The 21,517-nt window shown below is 51.5% G+C and carries 11 protein-coding genes; all 11 read right to left on the bottom strand.

All coding sequences use genetic code 11. From position 1 onward, the window contains the following. Positions 1–13 precede the first annotated feature (13 nt). Positions 14–388 carry a hypothetical protein gene (locus Q0R57_RS07705; RefSeq protein ID WP_294745578.1) on the bottom strand — a complete coding sequence of 125 codons (375 nt, stop codon included), beginning with the start codon at positions 386–388 and terminating at the stop codon, positions 14–16. Positions 389–522: 134 nt separating this feature from the next. Next, positions 523–2,388, bottom strand: coding sequence for a hypothetical protein (locus Q0R57_RS07700; protein WP_294745574.1), 1,866 nt, complete (start codon positions 2,386–2,388; stop codon positions 523–525). A 103-nt stretch (positions 2,389–2,491) separates the two neighbouring features. Next, positions 2,492–3,133, bottom strand: coding sequence for a cytidylate kinase-like family protein (locus Q0R57_RS07695; RefSeq protein ID WP_294745571.1), 642 nt, complete (start codon positions 3,131–3,133; stop codon positions 2,492–2,494). Positions 3,134–3,353: 220 nt separating this feature from the next. After that, positions 3,354–5,330: a bifunctional carbohydrate acetyl esterase/feruloyl esterase gene (locus Q0R57_RS07690; RefSeq protein WP_294745568.1), complete on the bottom strand. Its 1,977-nt coding sequence runs from the start codon at positions 5,328–5,330 to the stop codon at positions 3,354–3,356. Between the two features lie 6 nt (positions 5,331–5,336). Next, positions 5,337–6,770: a family 43 glycosylhydrolase gene (locus Q0R57_RS07685; RefSeq protein WP_294745663.1), complete on the bottom strand. Its 1,434-nt coding sequence runs from the start codon at positions 6,768–6,770 to the stop codon at positions 5,337–5,339. Positions 6,771–6,882: 112 nt separating this feature from the next. Further along, positions 6,883–9,141 carry a glycoside hydrolase family 43 protein gene (locus Q0R57_RS07680; protein ID WP_294745565.1) on the bottom strand — a complete coding sequence of 753 codons (2,259 nt, stop codon included), beginning with the start codon at positions 9,139–9,141 and terminating at the stop codon, positions 6,883–6,885. A 31-nt stretch (positions 9,142–9,172) separates the two neighbouring features. Continuing rightward, positions 9,173–11,758 carry a xylan 1,4-beta-xylosidase gene (gene xyl3A / locus Q0R57_RS07675; RefSeq protein WP_294745562.1) on the bottom strand — a complete coding sequence of 862 codons (2,586 nt, stop codon included), beginning with the start codon at positions 11,756–11,758 and terminating at the stop codon, positions 9,173–9,175. Positions 11,759–11,760: 2 nt separating this feature from the next. After that, a complete protein-coding gene (locus Q0R57_RS07670; protein ID WP_294745559.1) occupies positions 11,761–14,208 on the bottom strand; it encodes a TIM-barrel domain-containing protein in 2,448 nt (815 codons plus the stop codon). Between the two features lie 20 nt (positions 14,209–14,228). Beyond that, a complete protein-coding gene (locus Q0R57_RS07665; protein WP_294745556.1) occupies positions 14,229–16,172 on the bottom strand; it encodes a glycoside hydrolase family 97 protein in 1,944 nt (647 codons plus the stop codon). A 20-nt stretch (positions 16,173–16,192) separates the two neighbouring features. Beyond that, positions 16,193–17,779, bottom strand: a complete 1,587-nt coding sequence (locus Q0R57_RS07660) for a glycoside hydrolase 43 family protein (RefSeq protein ID WP_294745661.1) — start codon at positions 17,777–17,779, stop codon at positions 16,193–16,195. Between the two features lie 46 nt (positions 17,780–17,825). Next, on the bottom strand, positions 17,826–21,488 hold the full coding sequence (locus Q0R57_RS07655) for a family 43 glycosylhydrolase (protein WP_294745553.1): 3,663 nt from the start codon (positions 21,486–21,488) through the stop codon (positions 17,826–17,828). Positions 21,489–21,517: the final 29 nt, after the last annotated feature.

Here is a 21,517-nt window from a genome sequence, read left to right as displayed (position 1 = left end):
ACCTTTTTTCAGATTATAATGCTATTTCGCAATAGAAATAGTAATTGCCACCATAGTCTAATTGTAGTTCAAAGTCGCCAGAAAGGGTGGCAGGAAGCACAACAACACTAACAGAGCTTGGTACAACAGTCTGATAAACCACCTCACTATCTTCATCCAGTAATGTCAGTGTGTAGTCATCATGAGAAGACGTGAACGTAAGAACATTGTCCTCAAGAGTTGCCTCAGGAGCATCGGGTGGCAGTTCCGGGGATTTGGGCAGAGGATTATTTGTCCCTCCGGTGTTAACATGCTCAACAATAAAAGTCAATTCATTAACTAAATGTTGTGCACTTGCTTTTGTGCTAACATAGCATAACAGCACTAAAATCAATAATAGTTTCTTCATAATTAATAGGTTTAAAAAAATTAGTGCTGCAAAGATATGCTTTTACTTGCAAACATGGAAGAACTACTACCATGAAATAATTTCCAAAAAATTTCCTAATTCTGATGTTCCTCGCTAGGATTCAGCAACTTAGACTATGAAATTGATTTGATTAAGGAGTCAAATTTTTCAGGCTTTCCTTCCTGATTAAACAATTTAGAAAGAAGATATTTACGTCTTTTGGAAAGATAAACGGAGTTCTCTGAAAGTAATATGCTTATTTCTGGAAGCGAGAAATGAAGACGGAGAAGAACACATAGACGATAATCATTTTCGCTAAGATGGTAATTAGAATACAGCTTTGTACGGAAACCGGGCAAGGCAGTATCTATCATCTGACAAAGTTTTTTCCAATCGTCTACATAAATATGCTTATTTGTATTCTGTGCAAGATACACAAATCGACGATATATGTCCGTATTAGCTAGTTGGTTCTCAAGATTCTTTTCGGAATAGAGCAGTTTCTCGATATTATCTATCTTTTTCTGATGTTCGTCTATCTTACTTTGTTTCTGCTCTAACAAGGTCTCAAATTCCCGATGTTGTAAAAGCGCTATCTCTTGCCTTGCTTGTTCTTGTTGCTCAAGTGCATGGGAATATTCTGCCTTTAAACGATTTATTTCTGCACGCTTCCTTTGACGATTTGTCAATATAACAGCACATAGGAAAACCACAAGCAATAATGCGACGCTCCCAGTAAGCAAGAATTTGTGGAAATTGCGATCTGCCTCTTCTGTTTTTTTCATAGCAAGCGATTGGTTTCTCGTATAGTTATAAAGTGCCTGCATGTGACGCAGTTCTTCGGAATTGTACTGTTTAAAGCGGTCTTCGCTTACTTGATAACATAAATCTGCATACTTGGCTACAGAATCCGTTTCCCCCAATGATTTATACAGCCTATACAACCCCAAACTTGCAGCCTCTATGCTATTTATATCTTGGGATGTTTTTAAAACATGCCTATAATAATATTCTGCAGAATCTGGTATATTGACGGCAAGGTAATAGTTACCTTTATAAAAGTAATATAATTCAGGGATATAAGTATAATGTTCATCTTGATTTTGGGATATGGATTCTTCATATAAGTTCATATAAGTTTTAGACTCGACAAGTTCATGAGAATTAACCAAATATCCTACTAATGCGGGCAGGCAATTATTAGCCATATCATTTCTACCTAAGTGAAGATATCTGTCATATGCCTTTTTTATTGTCATAATAGCGTTGGTGGTGTCTCCTAACATTTCATAAGCGCTATGTTGCCATTCTATTGCAAGAGTCTGATAGATAGAATCATTGCATTTTTGTGAATACATCTCCATTAGCCTAAGCTCTGCAAGCATTTCTTGAGGCATCATCTGATAAGAGAAAAGGTTAGCTGTCTGTGCATGAATCTTTGCAAGTAACCGATAATCACAATCGACGGCTGTGGTATCGGCACAGTCGGCAGCTTGATGGAACTCATCAAGAGCCTGCGGGGCCTCACCCATATCAGCATAGGTGCGGGCTAATAGATAGTGGGCGAGCATCTGCTCGTTGGGGGTGCCGTGAGAGTCGAAATACTCACAGAGGGTGAGGGCCAACGAGTCGTCGGTCATCAGAGAGTCGGCCTGATTGCGGGCCTGCAGCTCGTTGAGCTGGCGGCGCATCTCCTCCCCGTTGTTGCTGCAGGCAACAACGGAAGCCAGGACAAGGGCGAGGCAAACAGCGAAGTGTAGATGTCTGATGGCTCTCATAGATGCCTGCAAAGGTACGAATAAGCGAGAAGAAAACCAAAAGAATTTTGAGTTTTCTCGAGCGGAAGTACCTTCTTGCGTCCCGTTGGTAGCAAGCGTCACCCTACGGGATGCCGAGCGCGAGCGAAGCTCAGAGGTACGAATAAGCGAGAAGAAAACCAAAAGAATTTTGAGTTTTCTCGAGCGGAAGTACCTTCGAGCGAAGCTCAGAGGTACAAACATATTCTCTTATCGACAAATATTCAAGTCAAAAAATGACGTCTCCATAACAAGCGTTGATTGAAGACAGAAGGGTTGGGGATACTAGCGATGGATGAGTTCGAGTTCAATCGATGTATGACAGAATCAGATCGACAATCTCGTCCTCGGTCTTGCCATCGGCAGAGATGACGAGGTTGTAGTTACGAGTATCGTAACGAGAGCTGTCTGTATAGCGCTTGACGTAGTTCTCGCGCTGCTTGTCAACCTTTTCGATAGTTTGAAGAGCCTCTTCTTCCGACATGTTGCGCTTGCGCATTAAGCGGCAGACACGGAAGGGTTTGGATGCCTGAATGAGTATGCTCAGGTGGTTGGGGTGATTGCGGAATACAAAGAACCCGCTGCGGCCAGCAATGACGCACGACTCCTCCTGGGCGATGCCCTCCAATATCTCTGTCTCGGCCTGAAACACTCTTTCGGTGGTCAGCGTGTCGGGCTCCTTACCCGTAACAGCAATATAATAGCTGCTGTTGAGGAGTCCCTCGCCAACGCCTACCACGCGCTTGAAGTCAGACCACCATTTGGTCTTGCGTCCCTTCATCTTTTCAATCTCCTCTACGCTGAGATTGTATTTCTCTTCCAAGCCCTTGACAACGGCCTTGTCGTAGAAGGATACGCCAAGTTTCTGCGCCAGTTTCTCACCTACGGTGCGTCCACCACTACCGAGCTCGCGGTTGATGGTAATCACGAATTGCTGCTTCTTGTCCATATAGTCGTAATAATTATTATTTTCCTTGTTAATATATTGTTCTTCTGTATCGTGGTTATTGTTATAAACCGGATGCAAATATAGTGATTTTTTCTTTTACCATCAAATATTTCCGTGTTTTTTTGTTTCTGTTTGCTAAAGAACGATGCACAATACAGTCAAGAGCGGACTCAACCTTTTCAGTTGGGCCCGCCCTTGGATATTGTTTTCAACAGGATAATTACTTCTTAAACAGATGGGGGATGAACTCGTGGAGGCCGCGGCGCCAGGTGAGGAACTCATGGCCGGTGCCCTGAGAGACAGAGGAATCGACCTTGATGCCCTGCTGACGGAGAGCATCGACGATAGACTGACTGTTGATGAAGTCGTCGGTACCCCAGTTCATGTACATATAGTGGATCTTCTTGTTGAAGGTGGCAGCATCGGCAAACACGCCGTTATAGGCGGTCTTCACGTCGAGGCCGAAGATAGCACCGCTGAAGGTGCCGAGCCATGCGAACTTGTCGAGGTTCTGGAGCACCACGTCGAAGGTCTGGTGACCACCCCAAGAGAGGCCTGCCATAGCGCGGTTCTCGCGGTCGGCCTTGGTGCGGAAGTTGGCATCGATATAGGGGATGAGGTCGTTGAGCAGTACGGGATAGAACGAAGCGCCATACTCGCTGCGGCCAGCACTGTTGTTACCACCACCGAAGGGCTGCTTGATATCGCCGCTCTCCATCACCACAATCATAGGCACAGCCTCGCCCTTGGCAATGGCGTTGTCCATGATATGCTGCATCTTACCCTGGAGCATCCAGCTGGTCTCGCCCTCGCCCATACCATGCTGCAGGTAGAGCACGGGGTAGCGCTTCTTGCCAGTCTCATACTCGGCAGGGGTGTAGACCAAGGCATGACGCCACTCGCCGAACTTAGAGTTGGGGCTGTGGTAGTAGATGCTGCGCACCTGACCGTGGGCGATGCCCTGCTGCGGACGGTAGTAGTCGCCCTCGGGACCCTCGGGCACCTCAAGGCCGCCACACTCACGGTTGCAACCAAAGTAGGTCTCAGAGGCGGGGTCGATGAAGTTCACACCGTCGATATTCATGAAATAATAGTGGAAGCCCACGGGCAGCGGGTCGGTAACAGCCATGAAGTTGCCCTTACCGTCGGGCTCCATGTCATACTTCTTGCTGCAGATGTCAACCACCACCTTCTTGGCCTGAGGCGCATTGATGCGGAAGTAGGCACGGTGCTGCTTGTCCACCTTGGGGAACTCGTTGCCAGGGATGGCGTTCTCGGCGGTGACAGCATCGGCGGGCACGTTGATCTTCTTCACAGCCACAGGCATATTGGCAGGACGCTTGGGCTCGAAGCCGAGGTGACGGGCCACAGCCTCACCATAGCGGCATCCCAGCTCTCGATAGCCGGCAGCATCGAAGTGCAGGCGGTCAGGACCGTTGGTACAGCCGTCAGAAGAGATGACCTGACAGGTGTGGATGGTCTGGGGCAGTTCGTCGATCTGCTTCTTACAACCTATGCAGACGCCCTTGCCGTCGGCCTGTACGATGTTACCCACATAGAGGTTCACCTCCTCGGGCTTCAGCTGCAGGTCGCCACACAGGTTGTCGTACACCTGCTTCACCATGCCTGCCCATTTGGGGTCGCCAGTGTTAGTCTCGCCCTGGTGCATGAGGATGCCCTTGATGACACCATCCTGCTGGGCCTTTTTGGCCAGCGTGACGAGGGCCTTATAGGGGTCGTTGTCGTAGGCCTGGAGCATACCCTTCATCCAACCTGGAGCTTTCTTCTCAACATAGTTGGGAATGCTGTCGGGCAGGAAGCCCTTGATGTCGATACCGCCGATGGCGACATGGATGACACCAATCTTGATATTGTCGGGCAGAGAAGCCACGAGGGTACGGCCAAACCAGTCGGCAGGCGTCAAGCCGGTGTTAGGACGGCACAGAGGTGCCGAGGCCTCGCACCATACGCCCTTGGTACGGGCGGCACGCTGGTCGGTGGCAGGGAAATCAACTGCGGGCATCAGCTGGAAGCGGGGACCTGGGCTGGCCAGATCGGCTGCCTCAGGACGTGCGTTGCCTTCCATGTTAGACTGTCCGAAACAAAGGAAAATGTAGAAATTGGGGTCGACAGCGGCATTGGCGCTGGCGGCTCCGAGCAGCATGACTGCTGATAAGAATAAGGTTTTAAGTTTCATCGTTGTCTATTGTTTAAATGACCAATAATCCAAATGTATGTCGCCCTCTACATTGCTGAAGCAGAGATACAAGTCGTGCACGCTGTTGGCACCACGCACCTTTGCCGAGAACTGCTTGTAGGTATCGAGCGAGCCCGTAACACCCATGTTGACGGTACCAACGACGGGACCTGTCTCTGAGTCGAGACGCAGGGTGATGGTGCAGCGGCCCAGAGAGGCGGCAGCAATGCTGAACACCTTGGCACCGGCACCGAAGTCCACGCCACGCAGACGGATATACTCGCCGTTGTCGACATCGTAGATATACATGTTGCGCTTGCCAAGTGACTCTGGCATATCGTTTACCACGCCAGTATTGGGGATGCCCATCTTAGCACTCTTCAAGCCCTTGCCCCAGGCCATGGTCTCGGCCTCCACACGCTGGTAGGGGTTGAGCCAGTGGAGCTGCTTCATGGGCTTCTGGTCGAGCCAGTAGGGAATCTCAGGGATGGTACCGTCCTCAAGATAGACAATCTCGCTGGCGCTGACGCTACGACGCTCGTGATGGATATAGGTGTCGAGGTGCATCAGGTCGTAGTCCTGTCCGAAGATGTATGAACGGCCCTTGAAGTCGCAGATGCCAGGATGGTTACCACGGTCACGCTCCGTAGGACGCATGATGTAGTTCTTCCACTCCCAAGGACCAGTGGGGCTATCGCTCATGGCATAGCCCAGCGCCTCAGGACAGCAGGTGGTGGCGTAAGCCAGGTAGTACTTGCCGTTGCGCTTGTAGAACCAAGGTCCTTCCTGGTAGTTCTTCACCTTCCAGTTGGCTTTCTGGCTGCCAGGGATGCGGAGGTTGATCTTAGCACCCTCCTGCTTGACGGGACGCATCACGCCGTCGGCAGGGTTGAGCACGAGGATATCGCCCTCGGTAGAGATCATGTCCTTATTGAGCTTGACGCAATAGACATGGGGGTTGCCCCAGTACATATAGGCCTGACCGTCGTCATCGATGAAGACGGAGGGGTCGATATCATCCCAATGTTCCTTCTGCCATACCAGAGGCTTGCCCAGTGGGTCGCGGAAGGGACCGTAAGGGGTGTCGGCCACCAGCACGCCGATGCCATGACCATGGAGCGGAGCATAGAGGTAGTACTTACCATCGCGCTCAACGGTCTGGATGGCCCAGGCACCGTTTTCACGACTGCGCCATTTAAACTCCTTCAGCGAGGCCACAGCACCATACTCGGTCCAGTTGGCCATATCGGTGGTGCTCCACAGCAGCCAGTCGTACATGAAGAAGCCGGCAGAGTTCTTCTCGTTCTCATCGGGGATATCCTCAGGTGACGAGTCATGAGAGGTGAAGAGGAACAGGGTGTCGCCCACCACGATAGGCGACGGGTCGGCGGTGTACTTGGTCTGGAACAACGGCATATTGACCTCGTTGAGGTCGGGCATGGGGTCTTTATGGTCCTGCTGCTGAGCCAATGCTGGCGTCAGTGTCACTGCACAGAGGACGACAGGTATTATCGTCTTTTTCATAATCATCTGCTTTTATGTTTGGATTGTTTTACTTCAGTTTGTCGAACTTGGCATTCTTCTCTATAGTCCAGCCCTGGCGCTTTGACAGCTCGCAGTCCTTGCCCTTAAAGAGCTTGGCGGCCTGCTTGTCGCCCTTCAGCTGCCAGTCGAGCCAACCCAGGGCGACAACGGTGAACTCACCGCCGTGAGGCTGACGATAGGTGCCGCCATGACCCACGGGGTAGTTGGTGGCGCAGCAAGGCACGTGCTTAATCTGGTGGAAGTCGTCCATACCGTTCTCATAGGCAATGTCTTCCTTGCCACCAAGAAGATACATGATGGGGGTGTGAATCTCCTTCAGCTTCGACTTCGGAGGCATGGGCATGCCACCTACTGCCTGAGCGCGGTTGCTCTCCTTGAAGAGTCCGCTATTGCAAATCATGAGGGCCTTGATACGGGGGTCGGCACAGTTGAAGAGGGTCTGCAAGCCACCACACGACATACCAGCCACGCAGATGTTCTTCACGTCAATCTTATTATAATAAGGTGACTTCGGGTCAGCATTCTGGGCGATGGCCCAGTCGATAGACTCAATCTGCTGCTGGGTAGTTGACATGGGACCCTGATAGCCTTTCTCCTCCATGGGGATATAACCTGTGGCCAGCACGAGGTAGCCATGAGAAGCAATCTCGTTGAGGAACTTGAAGTGCTCCCAAGGAGAGTTGGTGCAGGCACCATTGCCCCATACCAGCACGGGAAGGGGATTCTTCTCGTTGAAGGCAGAGAGGTCCTGAGGCACAAACACGGTATGAGCCTGTAGGGTAGCCTCTTCCTTCATAATGGCCTTGTACTGACCCAGACCACCATCCTCGACGACAAGCGACTTCAACGTGCCCTCAATCTGCCACCAGTCGAAGTTAAAGAGCTTCGGACCCTTGCGGCCGGTGAAGACGAGATAGAGATCGTGAGTGGTGAAGGGTGAAGGGTGAAGGGAGGATAGTGACGGGTCAATATCAACAGACAGCGTCTGCCATTTCTCCCAACCACCTGTTCCTGGCACTTCGAGGCGAGCCAGCAGCTGACCCTTCACGCTGTCGATGCGCACCTCTATCTGACCACCACGCAGGCCACTGGCCACACGTGCCGTGAACTGCTTAGGAGTGTTGCCATCGAACTTCACGTTCTGCAGTTTGATATAGTCACCATTGTGGATGTCGCTTACATAGACACCAATCTCGTCATTCTGCTCAGTCTTCACACCCTTAGAGAAAGCCATCGTCTCGGCCTGCGTCTTGAGATAGGGGTTGAAGGTAGCAAGGGGCTTTACGCCTTCGTCAGTAGGCATGATGGTGGGGAAGCTGCCGTCGGCATTGTACTTAAACTCCTCTACAGCCACACTACGGCCAAAGCCGCCGCCTTTGGGCAACTTACCTGTGTGATAGAAGAAATAAGAATGGCCCTTATAGTCGGCTACACCGCAATGGTTGGTAAACGAGTTTGTCTCGCACAGAGGCATGATCTCACCAGCATAGGTCCAGGGACCTGTGGGTGTAGGAGCGGTGCTGTAAGAGATATGCTCAGGCACGCCACCAGCAGCATAGAGCAACTGATAGATTTTGTTCTTATCAACCTTATATTTCGTGGCATCCACCTTTCTAATCCAAGGACCCTCGGTGTAGTTGTCCTTGTACTTCTTGCCACGTTCACGTTTGTCCATCAAGGGAGCACCAAAGCCTTCCTCTGTCATATCCATACGACCCAACTCGCCGCTGTAGGAAATCATGTCGCGGTTGAGCTTCAGATAGTAAACTCGGGGGTTACCCCACATCAGCCATGCCTGACCATCATCATCAATCATCACGGTGGGGTCGATGTGATCCCAAGAGCCGTTCTCAAAGAGGGGCTTGCCAATGGCATCCTTGAAGGGGCCAGTGGGTGAATCGCTCACAGCCACGCCAATGGCCATACCGCCAGAGAGTTTGCTGTGGGCGCAGATGTACCAATAGAACTTGCCATCGCGCTCGATGGTCTGTGAGGCCCAGGCACGGTCGTCGGCCCAGGAGAACGACTCCAAAGCCAAGGGTGAGCCATGGTCGGTCCAGTTCACCATGTCGGTAGTAGAATACACGCGCCACTCCTGCATCCAGAAGAAGTCGGCACCGTCCTCATCATGACCAGTATACACATACATCGTGCCATTATGCACCATAGGGGCAGGGTCGCTGGTACACCAGGTCTGCACAAAGGGATTCTGTGCTGTGGCACTCATGCCTCCGAGCATCAGAAGAGATAAAAAGAGTTTCTTCATTGTTATTGGGTTATTGTTTCTTTATGTATCGTTATTGGATGGTTATTGTCTGCTTCTTCAGATCCTTATCAAGCGAGCTGGTGCCCACGAGAATCTCGTACTTGCCAGGCTTCACACGCATGGTGTTGGTCTCAGGGTCCCAGAACTCAAAGCTCTTACGTTCAAAGGTCAGGTTGGCGGTCACCGTCTGTCCTGCTTTTACATCCACACGTTTGAAGGAACGGAGACTCTTCAGCGGACCGTCAGGATCTTGCAGATTACGAATGTAGGCCTGAATGATCTCTGTGCCATCGCGACGACCAATGTTCGTGACATCAACAGTGACCGTTCCGCCGCCATTGGTATTCTCCTTCCACTCTCCACTTTCCACTTTCCACTCAGTATAGCTCAGTCCGTAGCCGAAGGCGAAGAGGGCATCGTTGAAGTAACGATAGGTGCGGCCCTTCATCGAGTAGTCCTCGTAGTCGGGCAACTGGCTGCTGTTCTTATAGAACGTGATGGGCAGCTTACCACTGGGGTTATAGTCGCCAAAGAGCACGTCGGCCACGGCGGTGCCACCCTCCTGACCAGGATACCACGCCTGAACGATGGCGTCGCAGCTCTCGGTCTCGGGCTGCAGGGCGATACATGAGCCAGAGCAGTTGACGAAGATGACCTGCTTGCCTGCAGCCTTCAGGGCCTTGAGGAAGTTACGCTGCACGGCTGGCAACTCGATATGGGTGCGGTCGCCACCCTTGAAGCCATCGATATCGACAGGCATCTCCTCGCCCTCGAGGGCTGGCGAGATACCACCTACGAAGACCACTTTATTAATACCTTTCAGCTGGTCGATGATGGTCTGATAGTCGATGGGATATTCCTTGGCGATGTTGATGGCCAGGTTAGCATTATAAGTAGGTACATGCGAGAAGCGTACCTCGATATTGTAGCTCTTACCCTTCTCGGCCTGGATAACGATATGGTTGGGCGTGGTGCGCCAGATGCGATGGCGGAACTTACGCTCACCGTCGAGGTAGAGCTCGAACTGTCCACAGCCGTCCACGTTGACCACATACTCGCCAGCCTCAGCGGGCGTAAAGACGGTCTCGTACTTAGCCGAGAAGTCCTCGAGTTGTACGCCAGGAGCGAAGTTATGCATACCGAAGGTAGTCACAGCCAGCGGCTGGGTGTAGTACTGTGTGGTGACGGGTGTTCCCTCCATGCGGCGGTTATTCCAGAACGTGCCCTTCATACCTTTCTTACCCTCGAAGCTACATTGCGAGCCCAACAGACTCTCCAGCACCTTATCGTAGGTGAGATCACAGCCCTGGGTATAAAAGAGCTTCTTGGTCTTGGCCTTGATACCATCAAGGATGGTGATGGTGTGGTTGGGCTGACCGTTATAGTTGCCCCACATCATCGGGGTGTTGTCGGCATTGGGACCAATGACGGCAATCTTCTCCTTATTCTTCTGGAGCGGCAGGATGTTTCCGTTATTCTGCAGCAGGACGATGCTCTGGCGGGCCATCTCAAGAGAGATATTTGCCGACTCCTTGGTTGACATGGCCGAATAGGGGATCTTTGACCACTCCACCAACGAGGGGTCGTCCATTTCGCCTAGGTCGAAACGACCTTCGAGCAGACGGATGACATGCTTGTCAACCTCGGCCTCAGTGATAAAGCCACGCTTCACAGCCTCGGGGATGCTGCGATAGGCATAGCCATAGCCGCACTCCACATCGGTGCCGGCGATGGTAGCCTTGGCAGAGGCGTGGGTGGCGTCAGAGGATGACTTATGCGACTCGTAGAAATCGCTCACGGCACCACAGTCGCTGACAACGAGGTACTCAAAGCCCCACTCATCACGGAGGATGGTCTGCAGCAGACGCTGACTGCCGCAACAGGGGTCATCGTCGAGACGCTGGTAGGCACACATCACCTCGCGCACCTTGGCATCCTGCACCAGGCTCTTGAAGGCGGGCATATAGGTCTCCCACATATCACGGGCCGACACATTGGTGAGGTTTGCCGAGTGACGGGTATATTCAGGACCGCTATGCACAGCATAGTGCTTGGCACAGGCCCACAACTTACGGTATTTTGAGGATTCTGGACCCTGCAAGCCCTTTACCACCTGCACACCCATGACAGAGGTGAGATAGGGGTCTTCACCATAGGTCTCCTGTCCCCTGCCCCATCGTGGGTCGCGGAAGATGTTGACATTCGGTGTCCATACAGAGAGGCTATGGAACTTCTCATCCTCGCCACTACCACGTTGCATACGCTCATTATACTGGGCACGGAACTCGGTAGAGGCGATGTCGAAACACTTATACAGCAGGTCGGGGTTGAACGACGAGGCCATGGCGATGGGCTCGGGGAACACCGTGACATTTCCCTGGTTGGCAGCACCATGCAGGGCTTCGCTCCACCAGAAGAATTTTTTAATGCCCAAGCGGGGGATGGCAGGACTCTCGTCGAGCATCAGCTTGGCTTTTTCATCCAGCGTCAGGCGTGAGCACAGGTCAATAGCTCGCTCACGGGCACTGAGGTTAGGGTTCTGATACGGATAGGTCTGTGCCGTGACTGATGAGCCTGCACAGAGCGCAACGAAAAGAGTTAACAAACAGGTTTTCATGTTTATTTAATCGTATTGGTTGTTTTCTTTCCCTGATAGTTAATGGTGGTCTGGACGCCACCTGCCACCTTCACGCGGAAGGTGCGACGAGCAGCCATGTTCTGATACTTACCAACACGTTTGTCGATGGTGAGTTTATGCCGGGCATCGTCCCACTGGAACGTGATGCGTGAGCACTGGCCCTTCTCGTAGTCTCTGGTCACGCCATCATCCTCGTAAAGCGTGAAGGTACCATTGGCACCAGGATAGAGCAGCACCTCATCATCTTTCAGAGGAATGATGCTGCCAGCACGCACAAAGACGGGGATATAATCAGCTGCGACTGTCGTGGTCACCGTCTGACCGCCATTATAGTGGCGACCAGTGTAGTAGTCGTACCAACCGCCCTCATTCACAGGCAGATAGGTCTGCCATGAGGTAACACCAGACTCGGTCACAGGACTGACAAGCAGGGAACGGCCGAACATATACTCGTACTTCTGGTCAAGGGCCTTGGCATCGCTGGCAAAGTCGAAGACCAACGGACGCATCAGCGTAGAGCCGTCGGAAGCGATCTCTGCCGCATGACTGTAGATATAAGGCAACAGACGATAGCGCTCGTTCAAGGCACGACCAATAGCCTTCTGGGCCTCAGCGCCATAGTTCCAAGGTTCCGTATTGCTCATATAGCCATGCACACGCATCAAGGGCAGGAACACGCTGGTCTCTATCCAACGCAACATACGCTCGATATAGGCCTGGTCGGTGTACTGATTGCCTGGACGGAAGAAGCCACCGGCATCGTAGGTCCACCAAGGGATACCTGCGGCCTGCATGCCGAGACCAGCTGTCAGCTGACGACGGAAGGTCTCCCAGTCGTTGCCCACATCACCACTCCACATGGCAGAGCCATAACGCTGGATGCCAGGGAAAGCGCAGCGTGTGAGAATCATCGGACGCTGGTTGGTTTCATTGTAAAGACCCTCATACACGGTCTTGTTCACCAACAACGGATAGATGTTCCTGACATCCTCGCCAGCCCACTTGCCATTGTTCACACGACGGCCCTTCAGGTCATCGTTCTCAGGCTCGGTGGCGTCCTGCCACCAGGCATCAATGCCCAGGGGAACCAAACGCGAAGAGAAGTTCTTCCAATAGGCAGCGGCAGCATCGGGGTTGAAGAAGTCAATCCAGTCGGTGCCAGGGATGTAATAGTTGTCGGCCAACATCTGCTTGCCCACCTCAGAGTTCTTGTCAATCTTCGACCAGACGCTGACCATCAGGCGCATGTTCATGGCATGCAGACTGTCTGTCAGAGCCTTGGGGTCGGGGTAATGGTCCTCATCGAAACGCATGGCGTTCCAACCGTACTTACCCCAGTACTGCCAGTCTTGCACCAGCACGTCAACGGGCAGTTGCTCACTACGGAAGCGATTAGCCGTCTGCAGGATCTCGTCAGACGAATGGAAACGCTCACGACAGTGGATATAGCCCAGCGCCCAACGGGGCATCAAGGGGGCGACACCTGTCAGTTCGCGATAGCCGGCAATAATCTCGTCGGGAGAACCCACGAAGACGGTATAGTCGACAGCAGTAGCTATGGGCGAACGGAACACCGTCTCATCCTTCACCTTATTATAATATATGATGGGCGAGTCACCTCTTGACAGTTCAGCCTTCAGCACATGATGACCAGCCTTCAAATGAACGATGGTCGAGGCAGTGGGCGGCAGCCACATATTCTGCATCTCGATAACGTTCTGTCCGTCTATAGAGAGGTTATGCCGACGGGCCATCTGCTGACCTACATCGAGTAATATCGCATAGTCGCCATCGTCAGCGATATCGATGGTGGCTTCGTAGATGTTACGCTGGCGCACCTCACGTCGTCCTCCTTCTGTGGTGGTGACATTCACCACCTCAGTCTGACCTTCCTCATCCAGCTTGCGCATCTTCACCTGATGGTCGCAAGGGTTGAAGTCCACCAGACCATAGTTATTCCATAAGATGCCATAGCCCTTGCTCGACAAAAGCATGGGGATACTGATTTGTGTGTTCACCTGCGTCAAACGACGAGACAGGCCACGCACATTGCTATAACCATCCTGGAACTGTCCCAATCCATAGAGATGCTCATCCTTGTCGGAGCGGAATGCCAGCGTGGCCTCCCTACCCTTCATCTGATGGAGCGTGGCCATGAAGACAGGCGTTCCCTGATGGTCTTTGACGGTAACAGTCTGACGAGCTTCATCCACATCGACCGTCACGTCGCGACTGCTTACCTCATCGTTTTTTACATACAGCCAATCGGGCAGTTCGGATGTTGTTTTCTGTTCATAATACTGTATCCTCACAGCATTGCGAGCCACCTGACGCACACTCAGCGTGCCTTTACCGAAAGACACCTCGCCTGCCATCGCAGGGATGGCAAGCAAGGTTGTCAGAGCGAAATAAAACAATCGTTTCATCATGTCTTCTATTGTCAGAGTTGTTAATTATCAATGACCAGACCGCCATTGCAAGGAATGGTCACGGCAAGCTGCTGCTTCTTATTCTGCTTGACGATATTCACGCTACCATTCAGCTGGGCATCATCGCTATAGACCTTCAGCTCTGTGTCCTTAGCGAACATAGGCAGACTAATGGTTGTCTTCAGCGGCTGTTTGTCAGCATTGGCACCAACAACGAACCACTTATCACCAGCACGACGGGCCAGGATGACATACTTACCGGGATAGCCATCGATGAACTTCACCTCATCCCATGTGGTAGGCACCTTCTTCATAAAGTCAACAGCCCAGGCGGGAGCATCCGTCAGGTTATTAGGAGCCATGGCGAAGTGCTGGACACTGCTCTGGAAGAAGACGGCAGATGCCAGTGCATAGACATCACTGGTAACACGGTGTGTACCACGCTTGTTGCCTGCATCATAGAACTTATTCAGCGTAGAACCACCGAAGTCCATAGAACCCACCGTGTTGCGGATGAACGGATGGATACAACCATTCTGAGCCTCAGCATCGCAGGCGCCCTGACCGAAGTGCAGGTTCTCAGATGCCAGCACAGCCTCGCTGGCTACATAGTTAGGATACATACGCTCCCAACCACGAGGCAGGGTGCAACCATGGAAGATACACTGGATGCCAAAGTCGTTAGCATCGGTCAGGATATCCTCGTAGAGCTGCATCATAGCCTGCTTATCGCCACCGAAGAAGTCAACCTTGATGCCCAAGATGCCATTGTCCTGCATCCACTTCATCTCCTGACGACGGGCAGCCGAGCGGTTCATCTTGTTCAGAGGTGACTGAGGTGCATCGTTCCACGAGCCATTAGAGTTGTACCACAGGAAGATACCAACGCCCTTTGACTGGGCATAACGAGACAGCTCGGCCATCTTGTCATAGCCAATCTGCTTGTCCCACAGGGCATCGATGAGCACAGTACGCCAGCCCATGGCAGCCGAGAAGTCGATATAACGCTTCTGCTCGTCGAAGTTACAGCTGGAGTCCATACCAATGATCCACGACCAAGAGCCGGCACCATAGGTATAGTTACGACTGGGTGCATACTTAGGCTTCACCAGGTCGAAAGGTACGGTGGTCTCCACGATGTTCTTCAACGTGGTGCCTAAAGTGATAGTGCGCCAAGGGGTCTCGGCAGGCAGACTGACAGAAGCTGTCGTGGTGCCCCAACCGTTCATCTCACCCTGCTGGGGGAAGCCGATCTTATAGCGGGCGCCACCATCATTGAGCAGACGGCAGGCCACATAGTTGCCATCGGTACCAGTCTCAGAGATCAGCACCCAGCCCTTATCACCATTCTTAAAGAGACAAGGGAATGAATAGCCCTGACCCCAGCCGTTCTTGCCCATCTGGTCGTCGAGCGAGTAAGAGGTCTCATAGCTGGGAGAGGTACGAGCAAAGCCACCCATCGGCGTTGACTGCGGACACAGGAAGGTGGTGGTACCCTCTGGGAACACGAAGCCACTGGCCTCACTCTCCACGATAGCAGCCAGCGTCTCACCACCACGGGCACGACGGGGATAGAGCTTATAGCGATAAGCCACGTCACGGTTGCTCACACTGAAAATGATGTCCATCTTCGTGTTGCCTTTCTCAAACTGGCATACAGCCACGTTAGCCTCGTAGGTTACGTTGCTCTGTTTGATGGTCTTCAAACTATAGGTCTCCTTGACAGGAGTCACCTGACACTCCTTCAGCGTCAGTCCCTGAGTCAGATCCTCGAAGTTAAGTTTCAATCCCAGAGGCGATTTCTCCAGGAACACCACATCGCCTACATTTATCTGATAGGTAGGAGTACCATTCTCATTGTCAACGATGACAATCAGGTTACCATCAGGACTGGTTATTTTCTCGGCAGCCTGCATCGTAGTCAGACACCCCAAGGCCATCATGGCCAAAACAATCTTACGCATTTTCATATCTTTAAGTCTAATTATTTTTCTGTTTTAGAATAGCAAAACTCATCCACATCGACATAGCCACCGGCCTTCTTCGTTGCATAGTTGAAGATTCCAAACTTAGAACCCATGAAGAAACGACGATAGTCGAAAATCATGCGATAGTTCTCTGTACCAATCTTTGTCCACTCCTCGCCATCAAGGCTATAGTAGAAGTTTGCTACATCATTATGACCAGGCTGGAAGTCACCGTCCAGACGCAGATAGATGATTTGAGACTTCTGTTTTGAGGATTGAGATTTAAAGGCTGCAGACAAGTCAATGGTCTCAACAACCTTTTCTTCCACATTCGTCACAGCTTTTTCGCGGTCTGTGAGGCTCACCTTCTGCTCACTCATCTGGAGTACCAGCTTCTTACCTTCCTTCTTGATGGTCAGCACACCAGAGTCGCCATTGAAAGCGGCCAGTCCGGCACAGTCGCCATCCTGCATCTTAGTCAGGTCCATACGGATATAACCACTACAGGTGGGACCCTCCATACGCTGTGTCAGCGTATTGGGAGCCAGATAGAGGTTAGGTACCACACGGTTGGTCTTCAGACGCAGGAATCCCGGACGCTCCTTCAAACTCCAGGCGTTGTCGATGGGGTTATGGTTCCACTGCCAGTGGAGTCCGAGCTTCTCTTCAGAGAAATCATCGCTCTTAACGATAGCCGTCTCAGGCTGACCACTCTTATACGGACGCATCACCTCGGGTACCTTGTTATATTCGTCGCCCAGCATAGGCCAGCCATCGAGCCAGCGAACAGGTGACAGCGTCAGCACACGACCCACGCCACCACGATCCTGGAACATGATACCATACCAGTCACCCTCTTCGGTATCGACAATGGTACCCTGAGCCAGATATGAGAAGCCACCAAAGTCGCTCTCCAAAATGGTATTCTTCTCCCACACGCCATTGAGGTCCTTGGTGCGATAGCAGACCTCACGACGGTGACGGCCAGGAGCATAGACATGCGAGATCAACAGAGCATAGTAGGTACCGTTATGCTTGATGACACGTGTACCCTCGAGCAAGCCGCGCTCATCGGCCTCGCGCTGGAAGTAATGACGGAGCGAGCCCTCTACTACACCTTTCAGGTCACGTGTCAGCTGACACATCTCACCCGTGCCAAAAAACACATAAGGTGTACCATCTTCATCGAAGAACAGCGTGGCATCGTGGAAATGACGCAGACGCGAGTGGATGGTCCAAGGTCCTTCGGCCTTAGGCGCTGTGAAGATATAGGTGTCGCCCATGGCACCGCCCTCGTTAGGAGCCAGCAGTGCCCAGAACTTACCATCATGATATTTCAGCGAAGTAGCCCACTGTCCACGACCATAGACAGTACCCTCCTGCAAGTCGTACTTAGGCGAGTCGGTCAGTTTGTCGAAGATATAACCTACGGTCTCCCAATTCTGCAAATCCTTCGATGCCATAACAGGAGCGCCAGGCATCAAGTGCATAGTCGTTGAGACAAGATAAAAAGTGTCGCCCACACGGATGACATCCGGATCGGGACAATCAGCCCATAACATGGGGTTCTTAATCACAGCCATCGCATTGCCGCCCAGCAGCATCGCAATGAATAAAGTTAAGACTTTACGGTACATAGTTTTGTTTTTGTTATTTGATAATTACTTTCTTTCCATTCACAATATAAAGACCGGGCTTCGTGGGAAGTGCGATACGACGACCCTGCAGGTCGAAGATGCCTTGACGCTCTGCCGGCTTCAGGTAGTCAACCGTAGTAATACCTGTGTTGTACTTCGTTTCATCGTTGCTCAGGAACATATTCTTGATGGCAACCTGCTTATTAGCAGCACCCTTGAAGGTGACCATACGCACCGACTGACGATTCAGACTTTTGCCCTTGCTATTAGTAGAAGTGTACTTACACGTATCTAGGTCGAGGACAAACTCGAGACTATTGGTGCTGAACTCCGGTGTCGAGTAGCAGGCACCCTTCAGGTTCTCGGTGGTGTAGATATTCAAGTTAGTACCAGCAACGGGCTTTGCGAGGAACTCGATGACCAGATACTTATAGCCGGACATATCCACATTATCGCTGTAGGCCCAACCCAACTCAGCCTTATCCTTAAGGAACTTGAACACAGCTGAGGTGATATTGTTCTTGTAGGTACCGCTGCCAGCACCCACAAAGTCGTTTCTCACATAGCGTGGCTCGAAGGGGAAGTAACTCGACTTAGCCGTAAACTCTTTCTCCACCTTATTACCCATCAAATCAGTAAACGAAGCGTTAACCGTAGTGCTACCCTGACCTACACCCAGCATCTGACCGTTATAGAACTCCACAATGCCTGTCTCTTGTGGGATAAAGGTTGCATAGTCGTTGACAATCTCTGAGTGATTATCCATATAGGTAGCCTTCAGCGTAGGAACAGCCTTCTCGCCAACCATTGTCTCCAGTGTTGTTGGTGTCTGGGCGATAGACTTAACCGTAAACATATTCTCTGTGGGAGCAGTAAATTCTTCTGGGAAGATATCTTCCTCGTTGAAGTCATCCTCTGTGGTAAACCAGTCAAAGTCGGCATAACCACCATTAGCCTGGGTAGCATAACAGAAGATGCCAAAACGTGAACCTACGAACACAGAGAGGTTGAACGACTGCGAGAACTCGCTTCCCAGCTGTGTCCAGGTACTGTTGTCGAGTGAATAGTAGAACTTGGGTTTGTTCTCCTCGTATTTGATGGAGGCACGCAGGTAGATGATGCTGTCGGGAAGGGTTATAGCCTTTGTCTTCTCGGCTGGCTTGAAACCACTGCCAGCATCTTTCACCTTCTCTTTCTGCCACAACAGCTGGTATGCACCGTCCTTTTTCTCCACACATATCATACCATAGGGATCTTGCAGGATACAGATACCTGCACGATCGCCTTCTGCCAGATTCCTCACGTCAATGCGTACCGTTCCGTTGGTGTACTGGTTCTTATTAGCGAAGATACGCTGTGTCAGCATATTACGGGCTTGAGGCAGTTTCGTGGTGACGTTCGACGTCTTTAAGCGCAGCCATCCCGGACGGTCCATCAGACTCCATGCGGTATCGTTAGGCAGATGGTTCCACTCCCACTGCATACCAAGGGGATAGGTACGGAAGGCATCGGTAGTGGGCAGACGCTTCACACGCGTATTTCCTGTTGCCGTAGGCTTCAGTACCTTGCTATCGAACGACTTATAGGGTGTGCCGCTGCTACCAACTGAAGGCCAGTCGTTTTTCCAGACTACTGGCTGCAAGTTGGGGAATCGTCCCAAGGCACCCAGGTCTTCCTGCATCACCGTCCACCACTTACCTGCCACATCCTCGATGAGTGAGCCCTGATGAATGGTGTTGGGCACATTGTTATAGGACTTCTCGACCACCATCTTTTCTTCATAGGGACCAAAGATATTAGTTGAGCGGAACACCACCTGACCACTGGGCCATCCACCATAAGTGGCATAAATATAATAGTAGTCGCCTTTCTTGTAGAGGTGGCAGCCTTCCAGACCTGTACCCTCTTTGTAGACGACCTCTTTCTCGCGTTTGAAGTTGAAGTTCTTGTCGAGCTCGCACATCATCAGGCGGTTGATGCCACAGACGACATACACCTTGTCACCGTCGAACAGCATACCCGGGTCATAGTAGTTACGCGACAGACGCTTCACGTCCCACTGTCCCTCGGGGTTAGTGGCCGACAGGAGCCAGGCCTTGCTATCGTTACCATTGACAAGGATATAGAACTTGCCGTCGTGATATTTCATAGAGCAGGCCCACATACCCGAGGCATAGGCGTTCTTGTCGTTCTTCAGATTATAGTTTTCGTTGTTGAGCAACTGCTTCAGTGGCTGTGCACAGTATTCCCAGTTCACCATATCCTGTGACTTGATGATAGTGGCACCAGGGAAGTGGTGCATCGTGGTCGACACCATGTAGTAGGTATCGCCTACACGGATAACATCGGGGTCAGGGAAATCGGCACGTACGATGGGGTTCTGATAATAACGTCCAAAGTCGCTCACTGGCACACTGGTGAAGTCTTCCTTGGGATAGTTCACGTTATAGTAGTCGGCATACCATTCCATGCAGGCTGCACCGCAAGCCTCGGGTTCCCCGCCGAAGGCAGGCACCACCTTATTCTTGCTTATCAGCGTGTCAATATCGATGAGACAGGCTGTGCCGGAAAGAGTCATCGAGATATTGCCATAGTGGTCGTACACATTCTTGGTGATGGTACCCCAAACAGAGGTACGGCCAGTGGCCCAGGTGCCAAGGTTACCATCCACCTGTTCGCCATGCTCATTCTCATGTCCCTGAATGTCGCTCTTCTTCGGGCTCCAGTCAATCTCGGTGATAATAACGGGGTTCGTATCGACCACTGGCACCTGCTCGTGGAACTGATTGATTTTCTTCTGAGTAGCTGTTGCCACCGTGCTGGGCGAGTTCTTCTTGTCCTCACAGCCATACCAGCCATCGTAGTCGTGAACGGCATAACCAATGTTATAACCCGTGATGGGATTGGTCTTGTAGTCAGCATAGCTGGCCTGCCAACCTGCACCGGGTACCCAGATGACACCTGTGAAGCCGTTGGCACGGATCTTGTCAACTATCGGCTGGAAGAAATCGTGCAGGGCTTTCTTGTCATCAGCATTAATAGCATTCTTAACGCTAACGGGCTCGTTGGCCAACTCAATGCTAATCTGTCCGGAATACTTACGGATAGAGTCGTTCTTGGTGAAGATGTCCCATACCTGCAGCAGATACTTCTGATAGTAGCCACCTACATTAATCTGGTGAGGACATACACCCGGCGGGCGCACCACTACATACATGCCATGCTTCATAGCCCTCTGCATCAGGGGGAAGTAGAGCGACTTAAGATAGTTGGTAAGACGGGTAGGATTGAAATGACGGATATCAGCCTCGCCACCGTAGCCATCACCAGTAGGCTGATTGATAGCCGGCTGATAAGTGTAGCTGTTGTCGTTGGTCCATGCTGGCTCCAGATGCAGACGGAACACGTTACACTTGGCCTGCTCCAGACCTCCAAACAACTTCTCGAAATAGTTAATACAACGCTGGCGACCTGCGTCATCATAGTCCCAGCCCCAACGTCCTCCGTTGAACCAGGCACTAGGTGTGTCCATCACGCCGTGAAGAACCACATGGTTGCCATGTGTGTCTACCAGCCATTTACCTTCCACGTGGAGCGAAGGCAACGGCTTAACGCCTTGAGCCAGTATTCCCATTGTGGCCCAAAAGGCAATTGCCATAATTACTAATTTTTTCATATCCTCTCTTTTAGGTTTTTATAAAAACG

Origin of the sequence: uncultured Prevotella sp. (assembly GCF_946407605.1) — a bacterium.
Taxonomy (GTDB): domain Bacteria; phylum Bacteroidota; class Bacteroidia; order Bacteroidales; family Bacteroidaceae; genus Prevotella.
Note: the sequence above shows the minus strand (reverse complement) of the source record. Positions and strands in the feature narration are given on the sequence as shown.